This is a genomic window from Kitasatospora sp. NPDC042419 (genome assembly GCF_056437345.1).
Genome location: NZ_JBWKAW010000005.1, coordinates 380,044 through 395,073, shown reverse-complemented (window position 1 = coordinate 395,073; position 15,030 = coordinate 380,044). Strand labels below are relative to the sequence as shown.

The 15,030-nt window shown below is 74.6% G+C and carries 12 protein-coding genes; 6 read left to right on the top strand and 6 right to left on the bottom strand.

Features of this window, described 5'->3' with window-relative positions; genetic code table 11:
- Positions 1-6: 6 nt before the first annotated feature.
- Both meaB and AC067J_RS13895 read right to left on the bottom strand, forming a co-directional pair.
- Positions 7-963, bottom strand: a complete 957-nt coding sequence (meaB, locus tag AC067J_RS13900; RefSeq protein ID WP_478298776.1) for a methylmalonyl Co-A mutase-associated GTPase MeaB — start codon at positions 961-963, stop codon at positions 7-9.
- Positions 964-1,039: 76 nt separating this feature from the next.
- On the bottom strand, positions 1,040-2,233 hold the full coding sequence (locus AC067J_RS13895; protein ID WP_478298774.1) for an acetyl-CoA C-acetyltransferase: 1,194 nt from the start codon (positions 2,231-2,233) through the stop codon (positions 1,040-1,042).
- 260 nt (positions 2,234-2,493) lie between these two features.
- Here AC067J_RS13895 and mce point away from each other — a divergent pair, with 260 nt between their 5' ends.
- The 3 genes from mce (at position 2,494) to AC067J_RS13880 (ending at position 9,104) form a co-directional block, all read left to right on the top strand.
- Positions 2,494-2,937, top strand: a complete 444-nt coding sequence (gene mce, locus AC067J_RS13890; protein ID WP_478298772.1) for a methylmalonyl-CoA epimerase — start codon at positions 2,494-2,496, stop codon at positions 2,935-2,937.
- A 546-nt stretch (positions 2,938-3,483) separates the two neighbouring features.
- Positions 3,484-8,067 (top strand): hypothetical protein, encoded by a 4,584-nt coding sequence (locus tag AC067J_RS13885; protein WP_478298770.1) that lies wholly within the window; start codon positions 3,484-3,486, stop codon positions 8,065-8,067.
- Between the two features lie 107 nt (positions 8,068-8,174).
- Positions 8,175-9,104, top strand: coding sequence for a coiled-coil domain-containing protein (locus AC067J_RS13880; protein ID WP_327680760.1), 930 nt, complete (start codon positions 8,175-8,177; stop codon positions 9,102-9,104).
- A gap of 115 nt (positions 9,105-9,219) precedes the next feature.
- Here the strand turns inward: AC067J_RS13880 and AC067J_RS13875 are convergent, their stop codons facing one another.
- Both AC067J_RS13875 and AC067J_RS13870 read right to left on the bottom strand, forming a co-directional pair.
- Positions 9,220-9,546 carry a hypothetical protein gene (locus AC067J_RS13875; RefSeq protein ID WP_478298768.1) on the bottom strand — a complete coding sequence of 109 codons (327 nt, stop codon included), beginning with the start codon at positions 9,544-9,546 and terminating at the stop codon, positions 9,220-9,222.
- Positions 9,543-10,340: an alpha/beta fold hydrolase gene (locus tag AC067J_RS13870; RefSeq protein WP_478298766.1), complete on the bottom strand. Its 798-nt coding sequence runs from the start codon at positions 10,338-10,340 to the stop codon at positions 9,543-9,545. Before AC067J_RS13870 ends, AC067J_RS13875 begins: the two co-directional genes overlap by 4 nt.
- Before the next feature lie 92 nt (positions 10,341-10,432).
- On the opposite strand from AC067J_RS13870, the gene AC067J_RS13865 reads away from it, so the two are divergent.
- On the top strand, positions 10,433-11,437 hold the full coding sequence (locus AC067J_RS13865) for an ABC transporter ATP-binding protein (RefSeq protein WP_478298764.1): 1,005 nt from the start codon (positions 10,433-10,435) through the stop codon (positions 11,435-11,437).
- 1 nt (position 11,438) lies between these two features.
- Positions 11,439-12,203, top strand: a complete 765-nt coding sequence (locus AC067J_RS13860; RefSeq protein ID WP_478298762.1) for an ABC transporter permease subunit — start codon at positions 11,439-11,441, stop codon at positions 12,201-12,203.
- A 98-nt stretch (positions 12,204-12,301) separates the two neighbouring features.
- On the opposite strand, the gene AC067J_RS13855 is transcribed toward AC067J_RS13860, so the two are convergent.
- Positions 12,302-12,625 carry an ATP/GTP-binding protein gene (locus AC067J_RS13855; protein ID WP_478298760.1) on the bottom strand — a complete coding sequence of 108 codons (324 nt, stop codon included), beginning with the start codon at positions 12,623-12,625 and terminating at the stop codon, positions 12,302-12,304.
- 228 nt (positions 12,626-12,853) lie between these two features.
- On the opposite strand from AC067J_RS13855, the gene AC067J_RS13850 reads away from it, so the two are divergent.
- On the top strand, positions 12,854-14,164 hold the full coding sequence (locus AC067J_RS13850) for an LLM class flavin-dependent oxidoreductase (protein ID WP_478298759.1): 1,311 nt from the start codon (positions 12,854-12,856) through the stop codon (positions 14,162-14,164).
- 350 nt (positions 14,165-14,514) lie between these two features.
- On the opposite strand, the gene AC067J_RS13845 is transcribed toward AC067J_RS13850, so the two are convergent.
- A complete protein-coding gene (locus tag AC067J_RS13845; protein WP_478298757.1) occupies positions 14,515-14,907 on the bottom strand; it encodes an SCO5389 family protein in 393 nt (130 codons plus the stop codon).
- Between the last annotated feature and the right edge of the window lie 123 nt (positions 14,908-15,030).

The window sequence follows — 15,030 nt, the reverse complement described above, 5'->3', positions numbered from 1 at the left end:
CTCCGGTCAGGCCGCGGTGAGCCCCGCGACCAGCCGGTCGGCCGCGCCGTACGGGTCCAGCTGGCCGGCCACCACCCGCTCGGCCAGGCTCGCCAGGTGCCGGTCGCCGTGCAGGTCGCCGATCCGGGCGCGGAGCGCGGCCAGCGCGATCGCCTCGATCTCCTCGGCGGCCCGGCGGCGGCGCCGGACGGCCAGCTCCCCGTGCTCGTCGAGCCAGGCGCGGTGCTTCTCCAGCGCCTCGACCACCTCGTCCACCCCCTCGCCCCGGGCCGCGACGGTCTTCACGATCGGCGGCCGCCAGGCCCCCGGCTCGCGCGCCTCGCCGAGTCCGAGCATGTGGTTCAGCTCCCGGGCGGTGGCGTCGGCGCCGTCCCGGTCGGCCTTGTTGACCACGAAGAGGTCGCCGATCTCCAGGATCCCGGCCTTGGCGGCCTGGATGCCGTCGCCCATCCCCGGGGCGAGCAGCACCACGGTGGTGTCGGCCTGGGCGGCGACCTCCACCTCGGACTGGCCGACGCCGACCGTCTCGACCAGGATGACGTCGCAGCCGGCCGCGTCCAGCACGCGCAGCGCCTGCGGGGCGGACCAGGAGAGGCCGCCCAGGTGGCCCCGGGTCGCCATCGAGCGGATGAACACCTCGGGGTCGGTCGCGTGGTCCTGCATCCGGACCCGGTCCCCGAGCAGCGCGCCGCCGGAGAACGGCGAGGACGGGTCGACCGCCAGCACCCCCACCCGCTTGCCCAGCCGCCGGTAGGCGGAGACCAGCGCCGAGGTGGAGGTGGACTTGCCCACGCCGGGCGAGCCGGTCAGCCCGACGGTGTAGGCGCGGCCGGTGTACGGCGCCAGCGCGGCCATCACCTCGCGCAGCTCGGGTGCGGCGTTCTCGACCAGCGAGATCAGTCGGGCCACCGCCCGCGGACGGCCCTGCCGGGCCTGCTCGACCAGGGTCGGCACATCGATCATGGGTAGCTGCTCCTTGCGCCGAAGGGCTGCGGCCCGCTCGTGGCGGTCCGCAGCCCCGGAGAGGGTTTCCGACGGATCAGGCCTTCGGCACCCGGACGATCAGCGCGTCGCCCTGGCCGCCGCCGCCGCAGAGCGCGGCCGCGCCGACGCCGCCGCCGCGCCGCTGGAGCTCCAGCGCGAGGTGCAGCACCACCCGGGCGCCGGACATGCCGATCGGGTGGCCGAGCGCGATCGCGCCGCCGTTGACGTTGACGATCTCCGGGGAGACGCCCAGGTCCTTGGTCGACTGGTAGGCGACGGCGGCGAAGGCCTCGTTGATCTCGATCAGGTCGAGGTCCTCGACGGCGATGCCCTCCTTGGCGACCGCGTGCCGGATCGCGTTGGACGGCTGCGACTGCAGCGAGTTGTCCGGGCCCGCGACGTTGCCGTGCGCGCCGATCTCGGCGATCCAGCTCAGGCCCAGCTCCTCGGCCTTGGCCTTGCTCATCACGACCACGGCGGCGGCGCCGTCCGAGATCTGCGAGGAGGTGCCGGCGGTGATGGTGCCGTCCTTGGTGAAGGCCGGGCGCAGCCGGGCCAGGCCCTCGACCGTGGTGTCGGCGCGGATGCCCTCGTCCTGGCCGAACAGGACCGGCTCGCCCTTGCGCTGCGGGACGGGCACCGGGACGATCTCGGCGTCGAAGACGCCGTCCGCCTGCGCCTTGGCGGCGCGCTGGTGCGAGGCCGCCGCGATCTCGTCCTGGACCTCGCGCGGGATGCCCAGCCGGGCGTTGTGCTTCTCGGTGGACTCGCCCATCGGGATGTTCTCGTAGGCGTCGGTCAGGCCGTCGTGGGCCATCGAGTCGAGCAGCTCGACCGCGCCGTACTTGTAGCCCTCGCGGGACTTCGGCAGCAGGTGCGGGGCGTTGGTCATCGACTCCTGGCCGCCGGCCACCACGATGTCGAACTCGCCGGCCCGGATCAGCTGGTCGGCCAGCGCGATGGCGTCCAGGCCGGAGAGGCACACCTTGTTGATGGTGAGCGCGGGGACGCTCAGCGGGATCCCGGCGGCGACGGCGGCCTGGCGGGCCGGGATCTGGCCGGCGCCGGCCTGCAGCACCTGGCCCATGATCACGTACTGGACCTGGTCGCCCGTGACACCGGCCCGCTCCAGCGCCGCCTTGATCGCGAAGCCGCCGAGTTCGGCGCCGGAGAAGCCCTTGAGCGAACCGAGCAGGCGACCCATCGGGGTCCGTGCACCGGCAACGATCACAGAGGTGGTGTTGGTCATGGGACGGGCCCCTTCGCACGTCGTGGCCAGGTGAGGATGCCGCTCAATGTACTGACCTGTTACCCGCCCGTCACCGGACCGACCATGTGATCGAGCGCACTGGCACCCTCCAGTCAACACCGTGTCAACCCGGTCCGGGTGAACCCTGGCCGCCGGGCCCTCCGTGTGAGCAGGCTCGCACCGGGATCGCTGGCGCCGCCGGGCGGCATGCGCTGCACTGTTGCCGTCCTGTCACCCGCCCCGCGTACCCGGAGGCCACCGTGCTGACCCGTATCGACCACATCGGCATCGCCTGCCGCGACCTCGACAAGACGGTCGAGTTCTACCGCGCCACCTACGGCTTCGAGGTGTTCCACAGCGAGGTCAACGAGGAGCAGGGCGTCCGCGAGGCCATGCTCAAGATCAACGACACCGGCGACGGCGGCGCCTCCTACCTCCAGCTGCTGGAGCCGATCCGGGAGGACTCCCCGGTCGGCAAGTGGCTGGCCAAGAACGGCGAGGGCGTCCACCACATCGCCTTCGGCACCGCCGACGTGGACACCGACTCCGAGGAGATCCGCGGCAAGGGCGTCCGGGTCCTCTACGAGGAGCCGCGGACCGGGTCGATGGGCTCCCGGATCACCTTCCTGCACCCGAAGGACTGCGGCGGCGTGCTGACCGAGCTGGTCACCGCCGCGAAGCCGGGCGAGCACGGGGAGCACTGAGCCGTTCCGGGTGCCGCCGCCGGGCGGCACCCGGCCCCGCGGGCCCGTCGCGGCCCTCCCCCGACGCCCGCCCGCCGCCTCCCCGCGGCCCCTCCACGCTCATGACCCGTCAGTAACCTCACCCGGCAACCCGGAAAACCCCCACGCGGCCATTCCCCCGCAAGGCGCTCCCACTACAATGCCCAGGTGCGCGGAGACTCCGGGGGACGGGGACGACGGGCACGGCCGAAGACAGGCCCGCCCGCCCCGGTGGGAGGCCCGTCGCAGGGGAGTCCATTTCGCGGGCACGGCTGAACAGTCGCAAGACGGATCTGTCACCATTCTCCACAAGGCAAGAGTTCGCCCAGGAGTCCACCCGGACGGGGGAACGCGGATCGACCGCGCTCCCGCGACCCGGACTCCCACCACCGCAGCGGGCACCCCCGGCATGACAGGGGACGTCCGCACGACTGCGGATGCAAGGACCAGTCGGACCAGCGCCCGGACAACGGGAGCACCGGACCGGCCGGGTCGAGGACGCGACCAGGAGATGGATGGGACCGCGGAGTGCGGGGCTACGACCGCTACGAGGTTGACGATCACCTCTCCCAGTTCGAGGCCGACATGGATCGGACTCGGAAGGAACGGGACAAGGCAGTCGAGCATGCCGAGGACCTCGCCTACCAGGTGGAGGTGCTCCGGGCCAAGCTGCACGAGTCCCGCCGCATGCTCGCCCAGCCGCGCGCCTTCGACGCCGTTTCCGGCCAGGCCGAGCAGATGCTCCGCACCGCCGAGATGCAGGCGCAGCAGCTGCGCGCCGACGCCGAGCGGCAGCTCCGCGACTCCCAGGCCGCCACTCAGCGGATCATGGCCGAGGCCGCCGAGCGCACCGCCCGGCTGGAGGCCGACCTGGCCGCCCGCCGCCGCCAGCTGGAGGACGAGCTCGCCGAGCTGCGGCGCAGTGCCGAGCAGCACGTCAACGAGAACGTCAGCTGGGCCGAGCAGACCAGGGCCGGCACCGAGCAGGAGGCCAAGCGCCTCCTCCAGGAGGCCCGCGCCGAGGCCGACCGGCTGATGGCGGGCGCGCGCGCCGAGGCCGCCGCCCTGTCCGACCAGGCCCGGGCGCAGACCGCCGCCGACGTCGACGCCGCCCGCGGCGAGGCCCAGGCCGCCGCCGAGGCCGCCCTCCAGCGCGCCCACAGCGACGCCGAGCGGATGCTCCGCGTCGCCTCCGAGCAGGCCCAGCAGGCCGGCGCCCAGGCCGCCGCGGACGTCGACGCCGCCCGCGGCGAGGCCCAGCAGCAGCTGGCCGCCGCTCACGTCGCCGCCGAACAGCAGCTCGCCGTCGCGCACGCCGAGATCGGCCGGCTCAAGGAGGAGGCCTCCGCCGAGCAGGCCCGCGCCGAGCAGGCCCTCGCCCACGCCCAGGCGGAGATAGCGCGGCTGCGCGCCGAGGCGATCGCCGAGGCCGAGCGGGCCCGCCAGGAGGCCGCCGAACTGCGCGCCCAGGCCGAGGTCGCCGCCGAGCAGCTGCAGGCCGACGCCGAGGCCGCCGCCGTGCGGAAGGCCGCCGACGGCGAGGCCGCCAACGAGCAGCGCTCGCAGACCGCCCGGGCCGAGGTGGCCCGGATGGTCGCCCAGGCCACCAAGGAAGCCGACGCGATCCGCGCCCAGGCCTCCACCAAGCAGGCCGAGGCGGACGCCGCCAAGGCCGCCGCCGCCGAGGAGAGCGAGCGGCTGCGCGCCACCGCCGAGTCGGTGGCCGGACAGCTGCGCGCCGAGGCCGAGGCCGCGATCGCCGAGATGCGCGCCCAGGCCGAGCGGGACGTCGCCGAGCTGCGGGCGCAGTCCGAGGCCGCCGCCGAGCGGCTGCGCGGCGAGGCCGAGGAGGCCGGCCGGGCGGCCGGTGCCAAGGACGCCGCCGTCCACCTCGCCAAGGCGGCCAAGACCGCCGAGGAGATGCTGGCCCGGGCCGGGCAGGACGCCGAGGCGGCCCGCAGCGGGGCCACCACCGAGGCCGAGCGGATCCGCACCGAGGCCGCCGCCGAGGCCGAGCGGCTGCGCGAGCAGGCCCAGGCCGCCGTCGAGGCAGCCCAGAACGCCGCCCTGGACGACGCCGCCGCCATCCGCGAGCGGATCCAGGAGATGCAGGACGAGGCCGCGCGGCTGCGCGCCGAGGCCGAGGAGCTGCGCGCCCAGGCCGCCGCCGAGGCCGACCGGGTGCGCGGCGAGGCCCGCCGGCAGGCCGTGCTGCAGATCGAGGAGTCGGCGAAGAACGCCGAGGAACTGCTCACCAAGGCCAAGTCCGACGCGGACGAGCTGCGCGCGGGCGCGGCCGGCGAGATCGAGCGGCTTCGCGAGCAGGCCAAGGAGCAGGCCGCCGAGACCCAGGGCCGGGCCGAGCAGACCCTGGAGCGGGCCCGCGCGGAGGCGGCGAAGATCACCGCCACGGCCGAGCAGCAGGGCCAGGACGCGCTCACCGCCGCCAAGGCCGCAGCAGCCGAGAACCGGGCGGCCGCCGAACGCGAGACGGCCGAACTGCGCCGCGACGCCAATGAGTTCGACCAGCGGGTACGCACCGAGGCGGGCACCGCCGCGGAGTCGCTGCGGGCCGACGCGCAGGCCGAGGCGACCGCCGTCCGGGACGCCGCCGTCGCCGACGCGGAGCGGCTGCGCACCGAGACCGACACCGAGCTGGCCCGCAGCCGGGCCGAGGCCGAGGCCGCCGCCGAGGCGCTGCGCGAGGAGAGCCGGCGCGAGCGCGAGGAGGCCTCCGCCGGGCTGCTCCGGGAGCGCGAGGAGACCGCCGAGCAGCTGGCCTCCGCCGCGGCCGCCCGCGAGCAGGCGGAGCAGGCCGCCGCCGAGCTGACCGAGCGCACCGCGGCGGAGACCACCGCACTGCGCGAGGCCGCCGACGCACACGCCACCCGCGTCCGCACCGAAGCCGAACAGGCCGCCGCCGAACTCACCGAACGCACCACCGCCGAGACCACCGCACTGCGCGAGGCCGCCGACGCACACGCCACCCGCGTCCGCACCGAAGCCGAGCAAGCCGCCGCCGAACTCACCGAACGCACCACCGCCGAGACCGCCCGGCTGCGGTCCGAGGCCGAGCAGGCGCTGGAGGCCGCCGAGGCCACCGCCGAACGGCGCCGGACCGAGGCCGAGAAGGCCGCCAAGGAGCTGCGCGAGCGGGCCGAGGCCGAGCTGGCGCTGGCCGACGAGCAGGCCGCCACGGTCCGCGCCGAGGCCGGCCGGGAGCTGTCCGAGGCCCGCGCCACCGCCGACGCGATCCGCGCCGAGGCCGGCGAGGCGCTGGAGCGGGCCCGCCTGGACGGCGAGGAGCTGATCGCCGCCGCCGGGCTGGAGGCCGCGGCGCTGGTCGAGACCGCCGAGGAGGCGGCCGCCGAGGTCCGCCAGTCGGTGGCCGGTCTGCACGAGACCGCCTCGCAGCAGATCGCCGAGCTGCGGGCCGCCGCCGAGCGGGAGGCCGCGGAGGTCCGCGAGCGGGCCGACCGGGCCGCCGCCGAGCTGCGTGACACGGCCGACCGGGAGACCACCGAGCTGCGGGCCCTCGCCGACCGCGAGACCGCCGAGCTGCGCGAGCGCACCGACCGTGCGGTGGCCGAGCTGCACGACGCCGCCGACCGGGAGACCACCGAGCAGCGGGCCCTCGCCGACCGCGAGACCGCCGACCTGCGCGCCCGGACCGCCGCCGAGACGGCCGCCCTGCGCGAGCAGACCGAGCGGGAACTGGCCGCCGAGCGGAACGCCACCGAGGCCGACCTGGCCCGTCGGCACGCCGAGGCGCAGGCCTACGACGAGCAGCTGCGCGCCGAGGCCGAGGCCGAGCTGCGCGCCGCCCAGGAGGCCGCCGAGCAGCAGCGCGCCGACGCCGAGGCGCTGGCCGCCCGGACGGTGGCCGCCGCCGAGGAGCGGTCGGCCGGTCTGGTCGCCGAGGCCGAGGACTTCGCCGCCCAGCTGCGCGCCGAGGCCGAGGAGTACGCGCTCGCCACCCGCACCCTCGCGGACGACTACGACACGGCGACCCACGCCCGCGCCGACGCCTTCGACGCCGAGATCCGCGAGGCCGCCGAGCAGTTCGACAAGGCCACCCGCGACCACGCCAAGTCGGTCCTGGAGAAGGCCTTCGCGGACGCCGAGGCGCTCGGCGAGGACGCCCAGACCACCGCGCTGGCCACCACCGCCGCCGCCGAGGAGCAGGCGGACGCGATGGTCGCGGCCGCCCGCAAGGAGGCCGACCGGCTGGTGGCGTCCGGCGAGGCGGCCGGCCAGGACGCGGTCGAGAAGGGCCGGGCCGACGCCGACGCACTGCTCTCCGAGGCCCGCCGGGACGCCACCGCGATCCGCGAGCGCGCCGAGGAGCTGCGCGAGCGCACCGACGCCGAGGTGGAGGCCCTGCACGAGCGTGCCCGCAAGGAGAACGCGCAGGCCATGAAGTCGGCCGGCGAGCGGGTGGACGCGCTGGTGACGGCCGCCCAGGAGCAGCTGACCGAGGCCGAGGAGCAGGCGGTGGCCACCGTCGCCGAGGCCGAGGAGCGGGCGGCGGCGCTGGTCGCGGCCGCCGACGACCGCGCCAACGAGCTGACCTCGGAGGCGTCCGCGGAGGCCAGCAAGGTCCGGATCTCGGCCGTCCGCAAGGCGGAGGGCCTGCTCAAGGAGGCCGAGACCAAGCTCGCCGACTCGACCGACCGTGCCGAGGCCCTGATCATCAAGGCCGAGGCGAAGCTGAAGTCCTCCCAGGACGAGGCGGAGGAGCGGCTCGACTCGGCGGCGTCCGAGGTGGAGAAGCGGCTGCGGGCCGCCGACGAGGCCGCGGACGAGCAGATCGAGCTGGCGAAGGCGGAGGCCGAGCGGCTGCTCGCCGACGCCCGGGCCGAGGCGAAGCGGGTCACCGACGAGGGCCGTCGCGAGCTGGACGAGCTGGTGCGCCGCCGCAAGGACATCAACACGGAGATCTCCCGGGTGCAGGACGTGCTGTCCGCCCTGGAGGCCTTCGAGGCACCGTCACCGGTCGCACAGACCAACGGGGGAAGCAACACCAAGAAGGACGGGGGTGCCAAGGCCGGTGCCGGAGTTGGCGCTCCCCGGTCGGGTGGCAATCGCTCCAAGAGCGCACCACCCGATTGAGCGGACATTGTCCGCGAGACAACGGCGTTTCGCCGTCGACACTCCGGTACCGTGTCAGGATTCCCTCAACCACCTCAGCGGTTTGACGACAGGAAGCCCAGAACCCCATGAGCGACAGTCACTCCCCTCACGGCTTCGACCTGGTGCGCCGTGGGTACGAGCGCGCCCAGGTCGACGAGCGGATCACCAAGCTGGTGGCCGACCGTGACAGTGCCTTGACCCGGATCAGCGCCCTTGAGAAGCGCATCGAGGAGCTCCACCTGGAGACCCAGACCGCTCAGGCGGCGGTCGCCGAGGCGGAGCCCTCGTACGCGGGTCTCGGCGCCCGGGTCGAGAAGATCCTGCGGCTCGCCGAGGAGGAGGCCAAGGACCTGCGCGACGAGGCGCACCGCGCCGCCGAGCAGCACCGCGAGCTGGCCGAGGCGGCCGCCCAGCAGGTCCGCACGGAGGCCGAGAACTACGCCAAGGACCGCAAGGCCAAGGCGGAGGACGAGGGTCTGCGGATCGTCGACAAGGCCAAGAGCGACAGCGCCCAGCTGCGCGCCGAGGCCAACAAGGACGCCCAGAACAAGCGCGAGGAGGCGGACGCCCTCTTCGAGGAGACCCGCACCAAGGCCGCCCAGGCCGCGCTGGAGTTCGAGACCAACCTGGCCAAGCGCCGCGAGCAGTCCGAGCGCGACCTCGCCGCCCGTCAGGCGAAGGCCGAGAAGCGCCTGGCCGAGATCGAGCACCGGGCCGAGCAGCTCCGCCTGGAGGCCGAGAAGCTGCGGACCGACGCCGAGCGCCGCGCCCGCCAGACCGTCGAGACGGCGCAGCGCCAGTCCGAGGACATCGTGGCCGACGCCAACGCCAAGGCCGACCGGATCCGCAGCGAGTCCGAGCGCGAGCTGGCGGCGCTCACCAACCGCCGCGACAGCATCAACGCCCAGCTGACCAACGTCCGCGAGATGCTGGCGACGCTGACCGGTGCCGCCGTGGCCGCGGCCTCGCTGCCGGGCGACGACTCCCTGGGCGTGCCCGCCCAGCAGTCGCGCTGACCGCGTAGCCGACGGGCCCTCACCCTCCGGGGCGGGGGCCCGTCGTGCTGCCCGGGGCCGGCCGCGGAGGCGGCGGCGTGCGAGGGGGAGGCCGGGCGCCTCCCCCTCGGCGTGTTCAGCGCGGGTAGGCGCCGTCCGGCCGCTGGTGCCCGCAGCTCAGCTGGTTGCCGTCGTCGTCCGACACGGTGCCGAACCACGAGGTGCACCAGACCGACACCGAGTCGGGCCAGTACTGCACCTCGAACGGGTGACCCGGGCCGTAGTCCCCGTACGAGGTGACGATGAACGTCTCCCCCGGGCGCATCCAGTAGTCCTCGCCCAGCGGCTCCAGGGTCAGTTCGAGCAGCCCCTCGCCCCGGTTGGTCACCGGCATCCGGCCGGTCACCTCCAGCGCCGAGAAGTCCCAGCCGCCGGCCTCCGCCCGCTCCTGCTCGTCCCTCATCCGGCGGCCACCCGTGCCAGCAGCCGGCGCACCGCCGCGTTGAACGCCTCCGGTGCCTCGATCGCGCTCAGGTGCCCCACCCCGGGGAGCACCGTCAGCTCCGCCTCCGGCCTGGCCCGCGCCATCAGCTCGGCCTCGGCGAGCGGCATCAGCCCGTCCTCCGCGCCCGCCACGACCGTGGTCGGCACCCGCACCCCGGCCAGCACGTCCAGCGTCTCCGGCCGGGACGCCATGGCCCGCTGGGCCCACGCGACGGCGGCCGGCGGCGCGGCGGCGATGAGCCCCTGCACCCGGTCGACCAGGTGCTGCGAGTCCGGGCCGAGCTGCCCGGCCGCCATCCGCTCGTCGAGCAGCAACTGGACGCTCTCGCGGGCCAGCACGGCGGCGGCGATCCGCTCCCGGTTGGTCCGGGCGGCCTCCGCGTCGGCGGTGGCCTTGGTGTTGGCGAGCAGCAGGCCGGCCAGCCGGTCCGGGTGGCGGCGGGCGAAGGCCAGTGCCACGTAGCCACCCATGGAGAGGCCGCCGAGCACCACCCGGTCGATCCCGGCCGCGTCCAGCAGCAGGGCGACGTCGTCGGCGACCGCGTCCAGCGAGGGCTCGTCGGTGCCCAGCACGGTGCCTCCGAAGCCGCGCTGGTCGGGGGCGATCACCCGGGCCTCGTCCCCGGTCGGTCCGGGCAGCTCGTCCAGTTGGGCGGACCACATGGCGGAGTTGAGCGGAAAGGCGTGCAGCAGCACGAGGGGTGTTCCGGTACCGCTCTCGCGGACCGACACTGCGGAGGGGAGCTGGGTCATGGGCACACCGTATTCCGGTGCGCCCGACGGGCCCACTCGGCAAGCCACTTTGTCCGCTTTGTCATAGCCTGACGGAGAGTAAGGGAGTGGGAATGATCGAGTTGCACGAGCTGACAAAACGTTACGGCAAGACCCTCGCCGTGGACCGCCTGAGCTTCGCGGTCCCCCAGGGCGTGGTCACCGGGTTCCTCGGCCCCAACGGCGCCGGCAAGTCCACCACCATGCGCATGATCCTCGACCTCGACCGGCCCACCGGCGGCAGGGTCACCATCGACGGCAGACGGTACGGGCAGCTCAGCGAGCCGCTCAAGTACATCGGCGCCCTGCTGGAGGCGAAGGCCGTCCACCCCGGTCGCACCGCCCGCGACCACCTGCTCTGGCTCGCCCAGAGCAACCGCATCCCCACCCGCCGGGTGGACGAGGTGCTCGCCCTGGTCGGCCTCACCGCGGTCGCCCGCAAGCGCGCCCGCGGCTTCTCGCTCGGCATGGGCCAGCGGCTCGGCATCGCCTCCGCGCTGCTCGGCGACCCGGAGATCGTCATGTTCGACGAACCGGTCAACGGACTCGACCCGGAGGGCATCCTCTGGATCCGCAACCTGATGAAGCGCCTCGCCGGCGAGGGCCGGACCGTCTTCGTCTCCTCCCACCTGATGAGCGAGATGGCCGTCACCGCCGACCACCTGGTGGTCATCGGCCGGGGCCGGCTCCTCGCCGACCTGCCGATGGCCGAGTTCATCCGCCGCAACTCCCGCTCCGCCGTCCGGCTGCGCACCCCCCAGCCCGAGCGGCTGCTCGACGCCCTGGCCGGCGCCGGACTGCGGCACGAACCCGGCCCGGACGGCTCGTTCGAGGTGGTCGACGGCGACCTCGCCGCACTCGGCGAACTGGCCGCCGCCCAGGGCCTGGTGCTGCACGAGCTCAGCGCGCAGCAGGCCTCGCTGGAGGAGGCGTTCATGCAGATGACGGCCGACTCGGTGGAGTACCACGCCGGGGACGGCCCGGGCCGCGACGCGGCCGGCGCACCCGGCGTCTGGGGCGCCGACTGGCAGGGCGGCAGGACGGCGCAGCCGGCGGCCCGCAGCACCGAGGAGAACTGAGATGGCGTCCTTCCCCGCGATCCTGCAGTCCGAGTGGACCAAGATCCGCAGCGTCCGCTCGACGGTCTGGACGCTCGCCCTGACCTTCGTGGTCACCCTCGGCGTCGGCGCCCTGCTGTCGCTGCTCACCAACAACAACTTCGAGGAGTTCCGCAGCGACGACAGCCCGTTCGACGCGACCGGAACCGCCTTCTCCGGCATCATCCTCGGCGAGCTGGCCATCATCGTCTTCGGCGTGCTGGCGATCGGCAACGAGTACAGCACCGGGATGATCCGGGTCACCCTGGCCGCCGTCCCGCAGCGCGGCACCCTGCTCACCGGCAAGGCGGTGGTGCTCGGCGGACTCGCCCTGGCCGTCTCGCTGGTGACGGCGTTCATCACCTTCTTCGTCGGCCAGGCGCTGCTCGGCGACCACTCCACCGACCTCGGCGAACCGAACGTGCTGCGCGCGGTGCTCGGCGCCGCGCTCTACCTGACGATGCTCTGCCTCTTCTCGGCCGGCGTCACCGCGATGCTGCACAACCAGACACTGGCGCTGGGCGTGCTGGTGCCGTTCTTCTTCCTGCTCTCGCCGATCCTGTCGGCGGTGCCGAAGGTCAAGACGCTGGCCCACTACTTCCCCGACTACGCGGGCTCCCGGATGCTGCTGGTCTACGAGCAGAACGGGCAGCCGTACGGGCCGTGGGCCGGCTTCGTGATCTGCCTCGCCTGGACGGTCGCCGCACTGGTCGGCGGCGCGCTGGTGCTGAAGCGGCGGGACGCCTGACGGCAGGGCCCCGCCCGCGCGCCCGCACCCCCCGGGTCCCGGTGCGCGCGGAAGGGGCCCGACAAGGGGCCTGAGGGGCTCTCCCGGGCCCCTCGGGCTCAGTACTTGGGGGCGCCGCGGCCGCGGAGCAGGTTCGAGGCCCGGCGCTCCCTGGCGCCCCAGCAGGCGCGGTGCCAGTGCCGGCGGTCGTCCACCCCCGCGCCGTGCGACGGCCAGGCCACCACGTGGCCGACGCCGGGCGGGATCTCCTGGTCGCAACCCGGGCAGCGGTAGTGCCGGCCCGCCGTGCCGGCCACCGTCTGCACCACCCACTCCTCGCCCTGGTAGTTCTCGGTGCGGCGTAGTGAACCCCCCAGCGGGGCGGCCGGCTCGGCCGGTTCGCGGTCGACTGCGATCTTGATCCGGTTGCGGCGGGGCGACACGGCGGGCTACCTCTCTACGGTGGTCGCGGAACCGTTCCAGCCTACGGCCGGAGACCACCGCCCGGGTCTCTATCACGGCATCGGGCAGTGCTCCGGTGTTTCTCGTGATATCCACCCGTTCTTCTGGGAAATTGGTGGTTCGGCGTGCCATTGGCACATGACATCGGCTACTCACGAGGGGACAGGCGGGGCCCGCAAACCCTGCGCGCACCCGAGGAGGCCCTCACCATGACCAGAACCAGCGCCCGCGCCGAGACCCGCCGACCCGTCGGGGTCCGCCCGCCGGCACCCGGCCCGGCCCTGACCACCGCCGCCACCGCGACGGCCACCGCCGGCACCCCGGCGCCGACCGACCAACGGGCCGGCGGCGCCCCCGCGGACACCGCACCGGTACGGGTCGGCGCCTTCCTGCTCTCCGCGCAGTTCCCCGGCCAGACCCACGGCGAGGCGCTGGACCGCACCGTCCGCGCCGCCGTCGAGGCCGAACGCGCGGGGCTGGACAGCGTCTGGCTCGCCGAACACCACTTCGTCCCGTACGGGGTCTGCCCGAACGCCGCCACCCTGGCCGCGCTGCTGCTCGGCCGCACCCGGCGGATCGGCATCGGCACCGCGGTCAGCGTGCTCTCCACCACCCACCCGGTGGCCCTCGGCGAACAGGCCGCCCTGCTCCACCTCACCTCCGGCGGGCGGTTCACGCTCGGGGTGGGACGCGGCGGGCCCTGGATCGACCTGGACGTCTTCGGCGGCGGCGTGGACGCCTTCGAGCAGGGGTTCCCCGAGCGGCTCGACCTGCTGCTGCGCTGGCTGCGCGGCTCCCGGGTGGGCGCCTCGGGCCCGCAGTTCGACTTCCCCGAGGTGGCCGTGGTGCCCCGGGCCGCCGAACCGCCCCGCCGCCCCGACCTGGGCGCCTGGCTCGGCCTCGACGACCGGAGCGGGCTGCTGCGGTTCCCCCGCCAGCGCCAGGACGCCGACGGTCCCGGCGAGGAGCTCACCAGTGCCGGCCGCCCGGTCGCCGGCCCGCCCGTGGTGGTCGCCTGCACCTCGCCGGGCGGGGTGCGGAACGCCGCCGAACGCGGCCTGCCGATGCTGCTCGGCATGCATTCCGGCGACGAGGACAAGCTGCACATGCTGGAGCTGTACCGTTCCGCCTGGCTGGCCGCCGGGCGGGGCGAGGAACAGCTCCGCCGGGTCGGCCGCCAGCACGTCGCGGCCGGCGTGGCCCAGGTCGACGACCGCACCTCGGCGGCCCGCGCCACCCTGCTGCGCGCGATGCCCGGCTGGTTCGAGTACGGGCTCGGCGCACACCGGACGGTGGACGGCCGGGAGCGCAAGATGCGCGACCCGCGCCAGTACACCGAACTCCTCTGCGACCTGCACGCGGTGGGCACGCCGAAGCAGTGCGCGGACCGGCTGCTGGCCACCGCCGAGCGGACCGGCATCCGCCGCTTCGCGCTGCTCGCCGAGGGCAGCGGCGACCACGAGGCCACCCTCCACAACATCGCCCGCCTGGGCTCCGAGGTGCTGCCGCAGCTCAGCTGACCCCCGCCTCCGGGCCGCCCCGCACAGGAGCGGCCCGGAGCCGCCCCCACCCCTCAGAGGCACACGCCCACCCCGCCCGAGCCGCACAGCACACGCCCACCCCGCCAAGCCCAGCCACGCACCCAACCCGCCCCGAGCCGAAGGGCCGCGCCGGTGCCGAAAGGAAGGAGCGAGGAGGCCGCGAGGAACGAGCGGCATTGGAGCGACGACCGTCGGCACCGGATCAAGCGGCCCGGAGGCGAGCGGGCGAGGACACAGAGGCGAGCGGGCGACAACACAGCCCGGGCCGCCCGTCCCCCTCCGTGGGGGCGGGCGGCCCGGTGGCGTGTCCGGCGCGAGCCGACCGGTGCTCAGCAGTCCCGCAGTTCCTCGGACTGGTTGAGCAGCTGCGCCCGAACGGAGGTGAACCGCTCGTACCGCTTCTTGTTGGAGGACGACGGCAGGAAGACCGCCACCCGGTGACAGTTCTGGAAGGCCAACTGGACCCCGAAGTGCCGCTGCAGGGCACCCCGGATGGCGTCGCTGGCGAGCGCGCGCAGGAGCTGGCCGCGGGCCTGCTCGCTGGGCGGGGGTACCTGGTTGTCGGCGAAGTCGGTGCCGTCGACCTTCGCCTGGGCGACCAGCGAGCTGATCAGGTCCCAGGCGTACGGCAGGGAGACGCGGACGCAATCGACGAACTCCCGCTCGTCGACCTCGTCCCGCTCGGCCTTCTCCAGCAGGGCCGGTGAGACGTCGAGCGACATGGATTCTCCTCTCGCGGTCCACCCGTGCGGCGCCCGGGTGGTGGTGCGTAGTCCAAGTCCAAGCTGAGGGTGAGGGTGGAAGCGCGTGATGTCCGGAACACCGTCGGACGGGTGTGACGCCGT

Excerpts from the sequence above, each read along its gene's own strand:
- AC067J_RS13870 (WP_478298766.1), bottom strand. The coding sequence starts at position 10,340 with ATGACCCAGCTCCCCTCCGCAGTGTCGGTCCGCGAGAGCGGTACCGGA.
- AC067J_RS13875 (WP_478298768.1), bottom strand. The coding sequence starts at position 9,546 with ATGAGGGACGAGCAGGAGCGGGCGGAGGCCGGCGGCTGGGACTTCTCG.
- AC067J_RS13860 (WP_478298762.1), top strand. The coding sequence starts at position 11,439 with ATGGCGTCCTTCCCCGCGATCCTGCAGTCCGAGTGGACCAAGATCCGC.
- AC067J_RS13850 (WP_478298759.1), top strand. The coding sequence starts at position 12,854 with ATGACCAGAACCAGCGCCCGCGCCGAGACCCGCCGACCCGTCGGGGTC.
- AC067J_RS13845 (WP_478298757.1), bottom strand. The coding sequence starts at position 14,907 with ATGTCGCTCGACGTCTCACCGGCCCTGCTGGAGAAGGCCGAGCGGGAC.
- meaB (WP_478298776.1), bottom strand. The coding sequence starts at position 963 with ATGATCGATGTGCCGACCCTGGTCGAGCAGGCCCGGCAGGGCCGTCCG.
- AC067J_RS13865 (WP_478298764.1), top strand. The coding sequence starts at position 10,433 with ATGATCGAGTTGCACGAGCTGACAAAACGTTACGGCAAGACCCTCGCC.
- AC067J_RS13880 (WP_327680760.1), top strand. The coding sequence starts at position 8,175 with ATGAGCGACAGTCACTCCCCTCACGGCTTCGACCTGGTGCGCCGTGGG.
- AC067J_RS13895 (WP_478298774.1), bottom strand. The coding sequence starts at position 2,233 with ATGACCAACACCACCTCTGTGATCGTTGCCGGTGCACGGACCCCGATG.